At 68.9% G+C, this 15,604-nt stretch carries 12 protein-coding genes; 8 read left to right on the top strand and 4 right to left on the bottom strand.

The window, feature by feature from the left end:
- The first annotated feature begins 84 nt into the window (after positions 1-84).
- Complete coding sequence (locus OG542_RS20420; protein ID WP_311126626.1) at positions 85-594, top strand: LppU/SCO3897 family protein; 510 nt, start codon at positions 85-87, stop codon at positions 592-594.
- Positions 595-693: 99 nt separating this feature from the next.
- On the opposite strand, the gene OG542_RS20415 is transcribed toward OG542_RS20420, so the two are convergent.
- Positions 694-2,139, bottom strand: a complete 1,446-nt coding sequence (locus OG542_RS20415) for a CCA tRNA nucleotidyltransferase (RefSeq protein ID WP_261680238.1) — start codon at positions 2,137-2,139, stop codon at positions 694-696.
- A 277-nt stretch (positions 2,140-2,416) separates the two neighbouring features.
- Here OG542_RS20415 and OG542_RS20410 point away from each other — a divergent pair, with 277 nt between their 5' ends.
- From OG542_RS20410 to trxA, 7 genes are all read left to right on the top strand, one after another.
- A complete protein-coding gene (locus OG542_RS20410) occupies positions 2,417-4,777 on the top strand; it encodes a DUF6049 family protein (RefSeq protein ID WP_328412801.1) in 2,361 nt (786 codons plus the stop codon).
- Positions 4,778-4,819: 42 nt separating this feature from the next.
- On the top strand, positions 4,820-7,129 hold the full coding sequence (gene murJ, locus OG542_RS20405; RefSeq protein ID WP_328412800.1) for a murein biosynthesis integral membrane protein MurJ: 2,310 nt from the start codon (positions 4,820-4,822) through the stop codon (positions 7,127-7,129).
- A 141-nt stretch (positions 7,130-7,270) separates the two neighbouring features.
- Positions 7,271-8,971: a protein kinase family protein gene (locus tag OG542_RS20400; protein WP_328412798.1), complete on the top strand. Its 1,701-nt coding sequence runs from the start codon at positions 7,271-7,273 to the stop codon at positions 8,969-8,971.
- Between the two features lie 27 nt (positions 8,972-8,998).
- Complete coding sequence (sigM, locus tag OG542_RS20395) at positions 8,999-9,724, top strand: RNA polymerase sigma factor SigM (protein WP_328412796.1); 726 nt, start codon at positions 8,999-9,001, stop codon at positions 9,722-9,724.
- The gene (locus OG542_RS20390) at positions 9,721-10,644 is read left to right on the top strand and encodes an anti-sigma factor family protein (protein WP_328412794.1); all 924 of its coding nucleotides are present in this window, start codon (positions 9,721-9,723) and stop codon (positions 10,642-10,644) included. Before sigM ends, OG542_RS20390 begins: the two co-directional genes overlap by 4 nt.
- A 167-nt stretch (positions 10,645-10,811) precedes the next feature.
- Positions 10,812-11,780, top strand: a complete 969-nt coding sequence (gene trxB / locus OG542_RS20385) for a thioredoxin-disulfide reductase (protein WP_311126633.1) — start codon at positions 10,812-10,814, stop codon at positions 11,778-11,780.
- 46 nt (positions 11,781-11,826) lie between these two features.
- Positions 11,827-12,159 carry a thioredoxin gene (gene trxA / locus OG542_RS20380; RefSeq protein WP_184593875.1) on the top strand — a complete coding sequence of 111 codons (333 nt, stop codon included), beginning with the start codon at positions 11,827-11,829 and terminating at the stop codon, positions 12,157-12,159.
- A gap of 94 nt (positions 12,160-12,253) precedes the next feature.
- Here trxA and OG542_RS20375 read toward each other — a convergent pair whose 3' ends face one another.
- From OG542_RS20375 to OG542_RS20365, 3 genes are all read right to left on the bottom strand, one after another.
- Positions 12,254-12,871, bottom strand: coding sequence for a GNAT family N-acetyltransferase (locus tag OG542_RS20375; protein WP_328412791.1), 618 nt, complete (start codon positions 12,869-12,871; stop codon positions 12,254-12,256).
- A 320-nt stretch (positions 12,872-13,191) separates the two neighbouring features.
- Positions 13,192-14,292, bottom strand: a complete 1,101-nt coding sequence (locus tag OG542_RS20370; protein WP_328412789.1) for a ParB/RepB/Spo0J family partition protein — start codon at positions 14,290-14,292, stop codon at positions 13,192-13,194.
- Positions 14,289-15,365, bottom strand: a complete 1,077-nt coding sequence (locus OG542_RS20365) for a ParA family protein (protein WP_328418019.1) — start codon at positions 15,363-15,365, stop codon at positions 14,289-14,291. Before OG542_RS20365 ends, OG542_RS20370 begins: the two co-directional genes overlap by 4 nt.
- Positions 15,366-15,604 lie beyond the last annotated feature (239 nt).

The following is a 15,604-nucleotide window of genomic DNA, read 5'->3' as shown; positions in this document are numbered from 1 at the left end:
GTTGTCAGTGGGGACCGATAACTTACGTGCGTCTTATCTCGCGACATGTTCGCGTCATTCACCATGCACTAGGGGGATCCCCGAATGACCACTCCGCCGCCCCAGGGCAACCCGTTCGCACAGGGCCAGCCCGCGGGTCAGCCCCAGGCCCCGTACCCGCCGCAGGGCGGCTACCCCCAGCAGCCCGGCCAGCCCGGCTTCCCGCCCCAGGGTGCTCCGTACGCCCCGGTCCCGCCGCAGCCGTCCGGCCGCAAGCTCAGCTTCAAGACCATCAAGAACATCGTCATCGTCATCGCCGTGGCGAGTGTGGCCATCGGGGGCTGGATAACCAGCCGCGACGACGCCAAGACGGCGGCCGTGGGCGACTGCATGCACCGTGGCAGCAGCAGCGACAACAACCCGGACCTCGAGGTCGTCGAGTGCAGCGACGCGAAGGCTCAGTACGAGGTGCTGGCCAAGATCGAGGGCGCGTACCTCACGGAGACGCTGGCCTCGAGCAAGTGCGAGTCCGAGGCCAAGGACTTCCAGTACACGTACACCGAGAGCGGTGACGGCAAGGACTTCCTGCTCTGCCTGAAGGACTACAAAAAGTAAGGCAGACAGAGAGAGGGGCGGTGTTTCACGTGAAACACCGCCCCTGGGCTGTCCCCGCGGGGTCATGTTTCACGTGAAACATGACCCCGTTTCACAGCCTCAGCCCTCCTGCTCGGCCCACCACTCCTTGAGCGCGGCCAGCGCGATGTCGTGCTCCATCGGCCCGTTCTCCAGCCGCAGCTCCAGCATGTGCTTGTAAGCGCGGCCGATGACCGGACCGGGGCCGACGCCGAGGATCTCCATGATCTGGTTACCGTCGAGGTCCGGGCGGATGGAGTCCAGCTCCTCCTGCTCCTGAAGGCTGGCGATCCGCTCCTCCAGGCCGTCGTACGCACGCGACAGGGCCGTTGCCTTGCGCTTGTTGCGCGTGGTGCAGTCCGAGCGGGTCAGCTTGTGGAGACGGTCGAGGAGCGGGCCGGCGTCACGGACGTAGCGGCGGACCGCCGAGTCCGTCCACTCGCCGGTGCCGTAGCCATGGAAGCGCAGGTGGAGTTCGACCAGACGGGAGACGTCCTTCACCAGCTCGTTGGAGTACTTGAGTGCCGTCATGCGCTTCTTGGTCATCTTCGCCCCGACCACCTCGTGGTGGTGGAACGAGACTCGGCCGTCCTTCTCGAAACGACGTGTGCGCGGCTTGCCGATGTCGTGCAGCAGGGCGGCCAGGCGGAGCGTCAGGTCGGGACCGTCGTCCTCCAGCGCCATCGCCTGCTCCAGGACGATCAGCGTGTGGTCGTAGACGTCCTTGTGCCGGTGGTGCTCATCACGCTCCAGGCGCAGAGCGGGCAGCTCGGGAAGCACGCGGTCGGCGAGGCCGGTCTCGACGAGCAGCGTGAGCCCCTTGCGTGGGTACCGGGACAGGACCAGCTTGTTCAGCTCGTCCCGCACCCGCTCGGCCGAGACGATCTCGATACGCCCGGCCATGTCCGTCATCGCCGTGACGACCTCGGGGGCGACCTCGAAATCGAGCTGGGCCGCGAAGCGCGCGGCCCGCATCATCCGCAGCGGGTCGTCCGAGAAGGACTCCTCCGGGGTGCCAGGAGTGCGCAGCACACGCGACGCGAGGTCCTCGAGCCCTCCGTGCGGGTCGACGAACTCCTTCTCCGGCAGCGCGACGGCCATCGCGTTCACGGTGAAGTCACGGCGGACGAGGTCCTCCTCGATGGAGTCGCCGTACGACACCTCGGGCTTGCGCGAGGTCCGGTCGTAGGCCTCCGAACGGTAGGTCGTCACCTCGATCTGGTAGCCGTCCTTCTGGGCGCCGACAGTGCCGAAGGCGATCCCGACCTCCCAGACGGCGTCGGCCCACGGGCGCACGATCTTGAGGACGTCCTGGGGACGGGCGTCGGTCGTGAAGTCGAGGTCGTTGCCGAGCCGGCCCAGCAGCGCGTCCCGCACCGAGCCGCCGACCAGGGCAAGTGAGAACCCGGCCTCCTGGAAGCGGCGGGCGAGGACGTCGGCGACAGGAGCGACCCGCAGCAGTTCACTCACCGCGCGGTGCTGCACCTGGCTGAGGGCACTGGACGTTTCTTCGTTGGCGTTCGGCACAACAGAAGAGGGTACGTGGCCCGGGCGGCCGCAGGCTCCCCCTATTACGCGTGCGGACCCGTCTTGAGCGTGCGGACTCGTCCGTGAATAGGCGCACAAGACCCGCCCTTGAGATGTAAAAAACCGCTCCCTTTTATACGGTCACATACCGGGCAGGACGATGCCGGCCCGCGATCTTGTGGAGCGGACCGCGGCACTTCCCCTCAGCGCGCATCGTTACCATGCGTGGACGCACATTCCGACGACCACTGACGACGACGAGGGACGGGCGAAGCGCGTGGCCGACGCGGCAGACTTCCAGGGGACCAGTGCCTCACCTGCCCTCCGATGGCTGCGGCGCACCGGGGCACTGCTCGCCGGTGCGCCGCTGCTGGCCGGGCTGCTCCAGCTGCCCGCCGCGGTCCCGGCGGACGCGGCCGGACAGGAGGCCCCGCAGGCGGCCGCCCGCGCGGGCTCGGTGTCCGTCGCTGTCGACTCGCTCAGCCCCACCGCCCCCACCGAGGGGGACACGGTGAACGTGTCGGGCACGGTCACCAACAACGGCAAGCAGCCGGTCACCGACGCCCACGTCGATCTGCGGGTGGGCCCCTCCCTCGACACCCGCTCCTCCATCGACGCCCTCGCCAAGAAGAGCGACGACGTCCAGGGCCCCACCGGCGAGGCGGTCGGCGGCAAGTACAGCGAGAAGTTCGCCAAACTCACCCCCGGCGTGGCCGAGCCCTTCAACATCTCCGTGCCGGCCGACGAGCTGGACCTCGGCCCGGACGGCGTCTACCAGCTGGCCGTCGCGCTCTCCGGGGAGACCTCCGCGCAGCCCTGGGACCAGGTCCTGGGGGTCCAGCGCACGTTCCTGCCGTGGCAGCCCGAGGAGGCCGGCACCAAGACGAAGACCACGTTCATGTGGCCGCTCACCTCCACCGTCCATATGACGGCCGAGACGGGGTCGAACGAGCAGCAGACACCGGTCTTCCGTAACGACGACCTCGCCGACGAGATCGCCCCGGGCGGCCGCCTCGACCAGATGGTGTCGCTGGGCAAGGGCCTCGACATCACCTGGGTGATCGACCCGGACCTGCTGGCATCCGTCGACGCGATGACGAGGAACTACGAGGTCAGGGGAGAGGGCGGCACCACCACCCCCGGCCGGAACCAGGCAGTCGCCAAGCAGTGGCTCGCCCAGCTCCAGCAGGCCGTCACCGGCAAGGAGGTCGTCGCCCTGCCCTTCGGCGACCCGGACCTGGCCTCCCTCGCCCACAACGGTACGAACGTCACAGGCTCGCTGAGCCACCTGAAGGACGCCACCGACGTCGTCGACGACACGGTGGAGACGATCCTCCACGTGAAACCGTCCACTGACTTCGCCTGGCCCGCGGACGGCGCCGTCGATCCGTCGATCGTGAAGGTCGCGACCTCCGCGGGAGCCGACAAGGTGATCGCCCGCAGCGACAGCCTCCAGGACCACCTGTCGTACACACCCTCCGCGGCCCGGCCCGTCGGAGGCGGCACCACAGCGGTCGTCGCGGATTCCAGGATGTCCACGGCGTTCCAGGGCAACCTGACCAAGGCCTCCGCGTCCACACTCGCCGTGCAGCGCTTCCTGGCCCAGAGCCTGACGCTCGGCCTGCAGACCGGCAAGCAGCGCAGTGTCGTCGTCGCCCCGCAGCGCATGCCCTCCGTGAGCCAGGCGCAGGCCATGGCCGAGGCGCTGGCGACCCTCCAGAGCGGGAACTGGTCCGAGTCTCAGGACCTCGCGGACGCCGCCAAGGCCAAGCCGGACCCGGCCGCCAACACCAGGGTGCCGCCGACCTCCGCGTATCCCTCCTCGCTGCGTAACCAGGAGCTGCTGCGGGCGGACTTCAAGCAGATCGCGAGGACACAGGGCAAGCTCGACGGCTTCAAGGTGATCCTCACCGACCAGTCCCGGGTGGTGACCCCCTTCGGGCGGGCCATGAACCGCGAGATGTCCACGTCATGGCGTGGCCGGGGCGTCGCGGCGGTGGGGTACCGCGCCGGCGTCGAGTCGTACCTCGACGGGCTCACCGAGGGGGTCAAGCTGATCGAGAAGTCGGAGACCAAGCTTTCCGGCCGCAGCGCCACGATCCCCGTGACCGTCCAGAACAACCTGGTCCAGGGCGTCGAGCACCTCGAGCTGCGGCTCACGTCGAAGAACCCGACGCGCCTGAAGATCGGCGACGCCGCCTACGAGGAACAGCGCGTCACCGTGAACGGCGGCCACAGCCAGTCGGTGAAGTTCACCACGTCCGCCAACGCCAACGGCCGGGCCGAGGTGGTCGCCCAGCTGTACACCGAGGACGGCCAGAAGTACGGCGCCCCCGTCACCTTCGACGTGAAGGTCACCGAGGTCACGGCCACCGTGATGCTGGTCATCGGCGGCGGTGTCCTGCTCCTGGTCCTCGCCGGCTTCCGTATGTACACCCAGCGCAAGCGCGCCGCCGCCCGCGAGGCGGACGACGACGCCGACAACCTGCAGAACCCCGAGGCCCCCGGTGACCGTCTCAAGCAGGAGACCGAGGCCGGATCGCGGGCAGAGGGCCCGGAGCAGCCGAGTGACCCGGCCCCGGACACCGCAGCGGAAAGCGCCGACCCGTCCGGGACGGGTGAGAGAGTGGACCGTTAGATGTCGTGGCCGGTGGGCCGGGGACGATGAGGTGGGGTAACCATGAACGCGCCGTACGACGGTGACCGCGGCCGTGCCGCGGGCAGCTCGGGCTACCCCGAGTCGGGTGGGCCCGAGGGCTCGCCGGCCGAGCACGGCCAGGTGCCGCCGCAGTCCCCCGCGGACATGTACCTCCAGGACGCCTACGACCAGGACCCCTACCGGGCACAGGACCTCTCCGCCCAGGACCCGGTCGCCGAGGCGCTCTACGACCGCGCCGCGCACCCACCGCCCCCTGCGGGCACGTACCAGCCGCAGCAGATGTACTCCCAGCCGCCGCAGTCGCCGTACGCGCCCGACCCGCAGGTGTGGGCCCAGACGCCCGCGCCGGAGCCGGAGGGCCTGACGCGGCATCTGCCGTACGGCGACGACCCCAGGACCACCCAGTTCGTGGGGGTGGACGATCTGGTCTCCCAGGCGGGTGAACCGCGCCAGGAGCCGGACGCCTTCGCGCACCTCTACAGGGACCAGCAGCAGAACAGCGGTCACCCGTCGTACGAGCAGCCGTCGGTCCCCGGCCCGTCCCAGGCCCCGGGGCAGATGGGACAGGGCCAGTACGCGGCAGCGGGCCCGTACGGAGCACAGGGCCCGTACGGCGCGCCCGGCCAGACCGCTCCGACGCCGCCCCTCGTGGAGGAGCCCCCCGCCCCGGAGCCCGCTGCCTCGCCGGCCCCCAAGAAGGGCGGCCGCGCCGCGGGCCTCATGAAGTCCAGCGCCGTGATGGCGGCGGGCACGATGGTCTCGCGGCTCACCGGCTTCATCCGCTCCGCGCTGATCGTCTCGGCCATCGGCGTCGGCTTCCTCGGTGACACCTTCCAGGTCGCCTACCAGTTGCCGACGATGCTCTACATCCTCACGGTCGGCGGCGGTCTCAACTCCGTCTTCGTGCCGCAACTCGTGCGCGCCATGAAGGACGACGAGGACGGCGGCGAGGCGTACGCCAACCGCCTGCTGACCCTCGTCATGGTGGCGCTCGGCGCACTCACCGCACTCGCGGTCTTCAGCGCGCCGCTCCTGATCCGCATGATGTCCCCCTCGATCGCCGGCGACCCCGCGGCGAATCAGGTCGCCATCACCTTCGTCCAGTACTTCCTGCCCTCGATCTTCTTCATGGGCGTCCACGTGGTGATGGGCCAGATCCTCAACGCCCGCGGGAAGTTCGGCGCGATGATGTGGACCCCGGTCCTGAACAACATCGTCATCATCGTGACGCTGGGCATGTTCATCTACGTCTACGGCACGGCGGCCGACTCCGGGATGAGGGTGACGACCATCCCGCCGGAGGGTCAGCGCCTCCTCGGCATCGGCGTCCTGCTCGGCCTCGTGGTCCAGGCGCTGGCGATGATCCCCTACCTGCGCGAGACCGGCTTCCGGCTGCGGCTGCGCTTCGACTGGAAGGGCCAGGGCCTCGGGAAGGCCATCACGCTCGCCAAGTGGACCGTCCTGTTCGTCCTCGCCAACCAGGCGGGCGCCATGGTCGTCGTCTGGCTGTCCACCGCGGCGGGCAAGGCCTCGCCCGTGGACGGCACCGGCTTCTCCGCCTACGCCAACGCACAGCTGATCTGGGGCCTGCCGCAGGCCATCATCACGGTCTCCCTCATGGCCGCCCTGCTGCCGCGTCTGTCGCGCTCGGCTGCCGAGGGCGACGGTGGCGCCGTCCGCGACGACATCTCCCAGGGCCTGCGCACCACGGCGGTCGCGATCGTGCCGATCGCGTTCGGTTTCCTCTCGCTCGGCATCCCCCTGTGCACGCTGATGTTCGGCTCCTCGGGCACCAGCGAGGCCACCAACATGGGCTTCATGCTGATGGCGTTCGGTCTCGGCCTGATCCCGTACTCCGTGCAGTACGTCGTCCTGCGCGCTTTCTACGCCTACGAGGACACCCGAACGCCCTTCTACAACACGGTCATCGTGGCCGCGGTCAACGCGGGCGCGTCGGCGGTCTGCTACTTCGTCGTCCCGGCCCGCTGGGCCGTGGTCGGCATGGCCGCCTCGTACGGCCTGGCGTACGCGATCGGTGTCGGCGTCGCCTGGAGCCGGCTGCGCAAGCGGCTGGGCGGGGACCTCGACGGCGCCCGTGTCCTGCGGACCTACGCCCGGCTGTGCATCGCGTCGATCCCGGCCGCACTGCTCAGCGGCGCGGCCTGCTACGGCATCGGCCACACCCTCGGCCAAGGCGTCGCGGGCTCGCTCGCCGGGGTACTGGCCGGCGGTGCCGTGCTCCTCGGGATCTTCTTCGTCGCCGCCCGCCGCATGCGCATCGAGGAACTCAACTCGCTGGTCGGCATGGTCCGCGGACGCCTGGGACGCTGAGTCGGGGGGTAGGCGCACAACCATCGTCAGCCGCCGCGTGTCGTGCATAGCGGCGGACTGTGGGCACAATTGGTTTCGGCGTCGGGCGGCGCGCAACGGATGCCGGCCGGCGCGCACATGGATGGGGAGGCAGGAACGACGGTGGCGGAACGTAGTACGGCTGCCGTCGACGTGGCAGACAACAGCGACGACACGTCGCTGACCGCGAAGGCGGACCAGTCCACGGCCGACGGGGTGGCCAAGAACCGGGAGCGGGACACGGACAGCGACGAGGTACAGGAGAGCACCCGGACCGACGGGCCCGGAACGACCTCGCCGCCTGAACTGCACAGTGGGCACAAACTCGCCAGACGCTACCGCCTCGAGGAGTGCGTCACCCGTCTGGACGGTTTCAGCAGCTGGCGTGCCGTGGACGAGAAGCTCCGCCGTGCCGTCGGCGTGCACATCCTGCCCGCCGACCACTCACGGGCCCGCTCGGTCCTGGCCGCCGCACGCTCTTCCGCGCTCCTCGGCGACCCCCGCTTCGTCCAGGTGCTGGACGCGGTGGAGGAGAACGACCTCGTCTACGTCGTCCATGAGTGGCTTCCCGACGCGACGGAGCTGACCCCGCTCCTCGCCTCCGGGCCGCTGGAGCCGTACGACGCCTACCAGATGGTCAGTCAGATCTCCTCCGCCATGGCCGCCGCGCACCGCGAGGGTCTCGCTCATCTGCGGCTGAACCCCAACGCCGTGCTGCGCACCTCGACCGGCCAGTGGCGCATCCGCGGGCTCGCCGTCAACGCCGCCCTGCGTGGCGTCACGACCGACACCCCGCAGCGCACCGACACCGAGGCCATCGGCGCCCTGCTGTATGCGGCGCTCACCCAGCGCTGGCCGTACGAGAGCGACGCCTACGGCCTGTCGGGCCTGCCGAAGGACATCGGTCTGATCGCACCCGACCAGGTGCGTGCCGGTGTGCACCGCGGGCTCTCCGAGCTGTCCATGCGCGCGCTCGTCAACGACGGTGCCACCGCATCCCGGCACGAGTCGCCGTGCACGACGCCCGAGGAGCTGGTGAAGGCGATCGGCGAGATGCCCCGCATCCGCCCGCCGGAGCCGGCCTTCACGGCCCCGCCCGAATACCAGCGCACGACGTACCAGCAGGGCACGTACGGCCGCCAGGCCCCGCGCCTCGGCGCCACCCAGCCGGTCCCGACCCCGCCGCCCCCGCTGCAGAGCCGCACGGGCAAGGCCCTGAAGTGGGCCGTGTCCGCGCTCCTGATCGCCGCACTGGGCCTCGGCAGCTGGCAGCTGGCGGACGCGCTCATGGACCAGGGCGGCAAGAACGAGGACCCGGGCCAGACGCAGACGAACGACGGGAACGACAAGAGCCCGAAGAAGCCGACGGGCGGCAAGCCCATCGCCATCAGCGGTGCCCGCGACTTCGACCCCTTCGGCGCGGACGGTTCCGAGAAGCCGTCCGACATAGGGAAGGTCTACGACAACAGCACGGCCACGTACTGGCAGACGGACTTCTACCTCAGCTCGGACTTCGGCCGCCTGAAGTCGGGCGTCGGCGTCATCCTCGACCTCGGCAAGGTCCAGCAGGTCGGAAAGGTGAAGGTCACCTTCGTCGGGAACACCTCGGTCGAGCTCCGTAGCGCGAGCGCGGACGCGGGCTCGGAACCGACGTCCTTCGATGCCTACACCAAAGTCGCCGAGGGCACCGGGACGACAGTGGAACTCAAGCCCGGCAAGTCCCTCAAGAGCCGCTACCTCCTGGTGTGGCTGACCGAGCTGCCCACGCAGGTGGACGACGGCAAGTGGCGCGGCAGGGTGGCGGACATCAAGGTGACCAGCTGACGGCATCTGCCTCGAGGAAGGAGGCCGATGGCAGACGGCACCGGGTACGACGGAGTAAGCGATCAGGATCTGCTCGCCCGCCAGGTCGAAGGCGACCCCGACGCCTTCGGTGAGATCGTGCGGCGGCATCGTGATCGTCTCTGGGCCGTCGCCCTGCGGACGCTGGGGGACCGCGAGGAGGCCGCTGACGCGGTGCAGGACGCCCTCGTTTCTGCCTACCGGGCCGCCCACACCTTCCGGGGCCAGTCGGCCGTCACAACCTGGCTGCACAGGATCACGGTGAACGCCTGCCTGGACCGCGCCCGCAAGGTCGCCTCTCGGAAGACGTCCCCCGTCGACGACACCGAGCGCCTCGAGCAGCTGCTGGAGCCGCACGAGCCGGCCTCCGCTCCCGCCGAGCGCAATGATCTCCACCGGCAGCTCATCGAAGCCCTGGGCACCCTGCCGGCCGACCAGCGCGCGGCGCTCGTCCTGGTGGACATGCAGGGCTACCCGGTCGCGGAGGCGGCCCGCATCCTCGACGTGCCGACCGGCACGGTGAAGAGCCGATGCGCACGCGGCAGAGCCAGACTCCTGCCGCTGCTCACGCATCTACGGCCGGACAGTGGCGGCAAGGGCAAGAACCCGGGCGGGGAACGGAACCGGACGCAAGAGCCAACCGTCCCACCCGCAGCGGGACCGCGCCGAACGGGACCGCCGGACACAGGACCGAGCGACTCAGCTGCAGTGAAGGGCGGAGGTGGACGAGCGTGACGTCGACGACAGACATGGCCGGGCACCCGGACGTCGCGGAGATCTCCGACCTCTCCGAAGGCGTTCTCCCGCCGTCCCGGAGCGCCGACGTGCGCCGCCATCTGGACGACTGCGAGCTCTGCGCGGACGTCTATGCCTCCCTGGAGGAGATCCGCGACCTGCTCGGCACGCTGCCGGGCCCGCCGCGCATGCCCGCCGATGTCGCAGGCCGCATCGATGCCGCACTCGCCGCCGAGGCTCTGCTGAACGCCACGGAGCCCGAGGCCGCAGAAGGGCCGACGCCGGTCAGTGCTCCCCGATCCGCTGCCGACGACAGCGGTGCGCATGTTTCACGTGAAACATCGACGCCCGCCGACCGGCCCGCCGGGCGCCCCCGCTCTTCCACCACCGGACCGGGCCGCAAGGGCCTCCCACGGAACGGGCGGCGCAGGATCGCCGTTCTGGGGACCGTCTTCACGGTGGCAGCCCTGGGGCTGGGCTCCGTCCTGCTGTCGTCACTCGGCGACAACAAGCCGCCCCACGACACAGCGGGCGGCCGGCAGACCACCGCCTCGGACACCTTCTCCGAGGGGAAGCTGCAGAAGCAGGTCACCGATCTCCTGGCCGAGAACCAGAGCGAGGAAGGCGACGGTTCCCGCACCCCCCTCGGCGCGGCGACCGCCCCCGGCACCAACCACCCCAGGGTCCTCAGGGAGCCCACCGTGCCCGGCTGTGTCCGTGACGGCATCGGGCGCAAGGATGCGGCGCTGGCTGTCGAGAACGGCACGTACCAGGGGAAGAAGGCCATGCTCGTGCTGCTTCCCAACGCCTCCGACGCCACCCGGGTCACCGCCTATATCGTCGACGCGACCTGTGTGGATCATCAGGCGTCCACTGATGGGGGCAAGGTCCTCCTGGAGCGCTCCTACCCGACCTCCTGAGCGCGTGCATCGTCTCTTCCCTGCCTGGTATCCAGCACAGTGCCGCGTCTCCGTGTGCCCGGACACAGTGGGAATGCACGCCCCTTAGGATCCGTTGGGTGGTGTGAGAGTTCCGAGAGACGCTCCCACCGGTCGAACGACGTAGACCAGAGACGAGGAAACAACCCGTGAGCGACGTCCGTAACGTGATCATCATCGGCTCCGGGCCCGCCGGCTACACGGCGGCGCTCTACACCGCGCGCGCGTCGCTGAAGCCGCTGGTGTTCGAGGGCGCCGTCACCGCAGGCGGCGCCCTCATGAACACCACCGACGTCGAGAACTTCCCTGGCTTCCAGGACGGCATCATGGGCCCCGAGCTCATGGACAACATGCGTGCCCAGGCGGAGCGCTTCGGGGCCGAGCTCGTCCCGGACGATGTCGTGGCCGTCGACCTGTCCGGCGAGATCAAGACCGTCACGGACACCGCCGGTACCGTCCACCGGGCGAAGGCCGTCATCGTCTCCACCGGCTCGCAGCACCGCAAGCTCGGCCTGCCGAACGAGGACGCGCTCTCCGGCCGTGGAGTGTCGTGGTGCGCCACCTGTGACGGGTTCTTCTTCAAGGACCAGGACATCGCCGTGATCGGTGGTGGCGACACCGCCATGGAGGAAGCCACCTTCCTCTCGCGGTTCGCCAAGTCCGTGACCGTCGTCCACCGCCGCGACACCCTGCGCGCTTCCAAGGCCATGCAGGAACGCGCCTTCGCCGACCCGAAGATCAAGTTTGTGTGGGACAGCGAGGTCGCCGAGATCCAGGGCGACCCGAAGCTGTCGGGCCTGAAGCTGCGCAACCTCAAGACCGGTGAGCTCTCGGACCTGCCGGTGACCGGTCTGTTCATCGCCATCGGCCACGACCCCCGCACCGAGCTCTTCAAGGGTCAGCTCGACCTGGACGAGGAGGGCTACCTGAAGGTGGAGGCGCCGTCGACGCGCACGAACCTGACCGGTGTCTTCGGCGCCGGCGACGTGGTCGACCACACCTACCGTCAGGCGATCACCGCGGCCGGGACCGGCTGCTCCGCAGCGCTCGACGCCGAGCGCTTCCTCGCCGCCCTCGCGGACGAGGAGCAGCCCGAGCCCGAGAAGACCTCTGTCTGAACCCCTCCATACCCGCCCCACGCACCAACCAGTTAAGGAGCCCGCCGTGGCCGGCACCCTGAAGAATGTGACCGACGACTCCTTCGAGCAGGACGTCCTCAAGAGCGACAAGCCTGTCCTGGTGGACTTCTGGGCCGCCTGGTGCGGTCCGTGCCGCCAGATCGCGCCGTCCCTCGAGGCGATCGCCTCCGAGTACGGCGAGAAGATCGAGGTCGTCAAGCTGAACATCGACGAGAACCCGGGTACGGCCGCCAAGTACGGCGTCATGTCCATCCCGACCCTGAACGTCTACCAGGGTGGCGAGGTCGCCAAGACCATCGTGGGCGCGAAGCCGAAGGCCGCGATCGTTCGCGACCTCGAGGAGTTCATCGCCGAGTGAATCGGCTGAGCCGTCGCAGCGGCGGTGCATGTTTCACGTGAAACACGAATGGGCCAACCCGGAAGGGTTGGCCCATTCGTTTGACTGCTTGCTTCTACAGCGGCCGCAGCGCCGGCTCCTTCTGCACGGCGCCCAGGAGCCGGTCCAGTGCCATCTCGACGTCTTCTTTCCAGGAGAGCGTCGATCTCAGCTCCAGCCTCAGCCGGGGATGGGTGGGGTGCTGCCTGACCGTCTTGAAACCCACCGCCAGGAGATGGTCGGCGGGCAGCACACAGGCCGGCTCCTTCCAGCGCCCATCTCCGAACGCCTCGATCGCTTTGAAGTCGCGGCGCAGTAGATCCTTGGCGACCGTCTGGACCAGCACCCGGCCCAGTCCCTGCCCCTGGTAGCCCGGCATGATGAACGCGGTCATCAACTGCACCGCGTCGGGGGAGATGGGACTCGTGGGAAACGCCGTGGAGCGGGGGACGTAGGCAGGAGGGGCGTAGAGCACAAAGCCCACCGGCACATCGTCGACGTACACGACCCGGCCGCAGGAACCCCAGTCCAGCAGAACAGCCGAGATCCAGGATTCCTTCTCCAGAGCGGGCGTGCCCGCCTTTAGCGCGGCCTCACCGCTGACTGGGTCGAGCTCCCAGAAGACACACGAGCGACAGCGCTTGGGAAGGTCCTGAAGGTTGTCCAGCGTGAGCGGTACGAGCCGACGCCCCATGAAGGCTGTTCCTCGCTTCCTTCGCCCGCCGCATCGCGGGCGGCTGTCAGAGCACTCCGTTCCCTGAGGAGACCGCCGATGAACCCACCGACCGCCCCCAGCCCCAAACCAGCGCTCACCAGTCCGGTGCGGCTCATCGTTCGCATGGCCCCTGCCTTCCTTTCAGAGGTGCTGCCGAGTGGTCGCGCCGTACCCCAAGGCATCGTATCCACGATGCGATTCCATCGATACCGCCAGAAAGGAAAGAGCGGGCCATGTTCCGGTACACACCGGACACGACCCGCTCTGTCGGATGCACAGCGGAGGCTCCTGCCGGAGGCTCAGGACTCGATCTCTTCGGGGTCGCTCTCCAGAAGGCTCTTCTGCAGGACCGGCCCCTCTCCGGGAGCGAAGGACCCGAGAATCCGCTCTAGGTCCTCCATGGAGGCGAACTCGACGGTGATCTTGCCCTTCTTCTGCCCCAGGTCGACCTTCACCCGCGTCTCAAAGCGGTCCGACAGCCGCGTGGCGAGGTCGGACAGCGCGGGAGAGACCCGGGCACCGGCACGCGGGCCCTTGGGCCGCTGCGCCTTCTGAGGCCGTGAGCCCATCAGGGTCACGATCTCCTCGACGGCCCGCACCGAGAGTCCCTCGGCCACGATGCGGTGGGCCAGCCTGTCCTGCTCCTCCGTGTCCTCGACGGACAGCAGTGCCCGCGCGTGGCCGGCGGAGAGCACACCGGCGGCGACCCGGCGCTGCACGGCCGGAGAGAGCTTCAGCAGGCGCAGGGTGTTGGAGACCTGCGGGCGGGATCGGCCGATGCGGTCCGCCAGCTGGTCGTGCGTGCAGTTGAAGTCCCTGAGCAACTGGTCGTAGGCAGCTGCCTCTTCCAGCGGGTTCAGCTGGGCGCGGTGCAGGTTCTCCAGCAGAGCGTCCAGGAGGAGCTTCTCGTCCTCCGTGGCCCGCACGATCGCTGGGATCGCCTCCAGTCCCGCCTCGCGGCAGGCACGCCAGCGGCGTTCGCCCATGATGAGCTCGTAGCGGGCGGGACCCACCTGCCGTACGACGACCGGCTGGAGGAGCCCGACCTCCTTGATGGAGGTGATGAGTTCGGCCAAGGCGTCATCGTCGAAGACCTCGCGCGGCTGCCGCGGGTTCGGTGTGATGTCGTCGAGGGGGATCTCGGCGAAGTGCGAACCGACGGGCGCCGCAGGCGCGGCGGGAGCACTGGGCTGAACCGGCTCCTCTGTTTCACGTGAAACAGTCGGCAGAGTCGCTACCTTCGCTGCCGCCACCCCACGGTCGTTCGGCAGCGAAGGCACTGCCGTGGGGGATGTGGAAGCGGCTCCCCCTGCCGCAGCCTGGGCCACCGACTTCTCCGTGGGGGCAGCAGGGATCAGTGCGCCGAGTCCACGGCCCAGTCCCCTCCGTCGCTCGCTCACTGGATGCCCTCCACCATGCTCGGGTCTGTCTGCTGTGCGCCGATGTGGGCGTGCGTCGCTTCATAGCTGATGCCGACGCCCTTCAGCGCGATCTCTCGTGCCGCCTCAAGGTACGAGAGGGCACCACTCGATCCTGGATCGTATGTCAGTACTGTCTGCCCATAACTCGGGGCCTCGGAGATACGGACGGAGCGGGGGATGCTCGTGCGCAGTACTTCGTCGCCGAAGTGGGTGCGCACCTCGTCCGCGACCTGGGACGCGAGTCGCGTCCGGCCGTCGTACATGGTGAGCAGGATGGTCGACACATGCAGGGCGGGGTTGAGGTGTCCGCGCACGAGGTCGACGTTGCGCAACAGCTGCCCCAGGCCCTCCAGCGCGTAGTACTCGCACTGGATGGGGATCAGGACCTCCTGGCCCGCCACCAACGCATTGACCGTCAGGAGACCCAGTGAGGGCGGGCAGTCGATGAGGATGTAGTCCAGCGGCTGCTCGTACGCCTGAATGGCGCGCTGCAGCCTGCTCTCCCGGGCCACCAGGGATACCAGCTCGATCTCCGCACCGGCGAGATCGATCGTGGCCGGGGCGCAGAAGAGGCCCTCCACATCGGGGACCGGCTGGACGACCTCGGAGAGCGGCCTGCTCTCCACCAACACGTCGTAGATGGACGGGACTTCTGCGTGATGGTCGATCCCCAGTGCCGTGGAGGCATTGCCCTGTGGGTCGAGGTCGACCACCAAGACACGGCCGCCGTGCAGGGCCAGCGACGCGGCAAGGTTGACGGTCGTCGTCGTCTTGCCCACACCGCCCTTCTGGTTGGCGACCACCATGATTCGGGTCTGCTCGGGCCGTGGCAGGCCCTCGCCGGCACGGCCCAGTGCCTCCACCGCCAGTTGGGCAGCACGACCGATGGGAGTGTCGTCCATCGGAGGCGGTGTTTCACGTGAAACATCCGCCCCCATCGACTCGGTACGGGGACCGGGGACCGGATCGGTCATCGGTCCCGCGATGTTGGCGTCGGACCGCAAGGATTCACTCTCCTCGACTACAGGCTCGCTATGAACAGAGCCTCCCATGCCTTCGGGGTCGTGAACCAGTGAGGCCTGGCGTTCTGTGGAGAAATCCACCTCTGTGGACAACTCGGTTCCCTCATCGAGTGAACCGAGAGGCTTACGGTCGCGGGGTTCGGCCGCAGCGCGGCCACGACTGATGATGCCGTGCAGCAGTGAGCGACGTTTCACGTGAAACACGATGCACAGCCGCCGGGGCCGAACTGCCGCGACACTCCGGCACGCATCGTTTTGGCAGCTTGTGT

The organism is Streptomyces violaceus (assembly GCF_036014075.1).
Lineage (GTDB): Bacteria > Actinomycetota > Actinomycetes > Streptomycetales > Streptomycetaceae > Streptomyces > Streptomyces violaceus.
The sequence above is the reverse complement of the archived record's forward strand: the minus strand, read 5'-3'. Positions and strand labels throughout refer to the sequence as shown.

What these genes read in the sequence shown, in the direction of transcription:
- sigM (WP_328412796.1), top strand. Translation starts at nt 8,999, where the DNA reads ATGGCAGACGGCACCGGGTACGACGGAGTAAGCGATCAGGATCTGCTC.
- OG542_RS20365 (WP_328418019.1), bottom strand. Translation starts at nt 15,365, where the DNA reads ATGGGAGGCTCTGTTCATAGCGAGCCTGTAGTCGAGGAGAGTGAATCC.
- OG542_RS20420 (WP_311126626.1), top strand. Translation starts at nt 85, where the DNA reads ATGACCACTCCGCCGCCCCAGGGCAACCCGTTCGCACAGGGCCAGCCC.
- murJ (WP_328412800.1), top strand. Translation starts at nt 4,820, where the DNA reads ATGAACGCGCCGTACGACGGTGACCGCGGCCGTGCCGCGGGCAGCTCG.
- OG542_RS20375 (WP_328412791.1), bottom strand. Translation starts at nt 12,871, where the DNA reads ATGGGGCGTCGGCTCGTACCGCTCACGCTGGACAACCTTCAGGACCTT.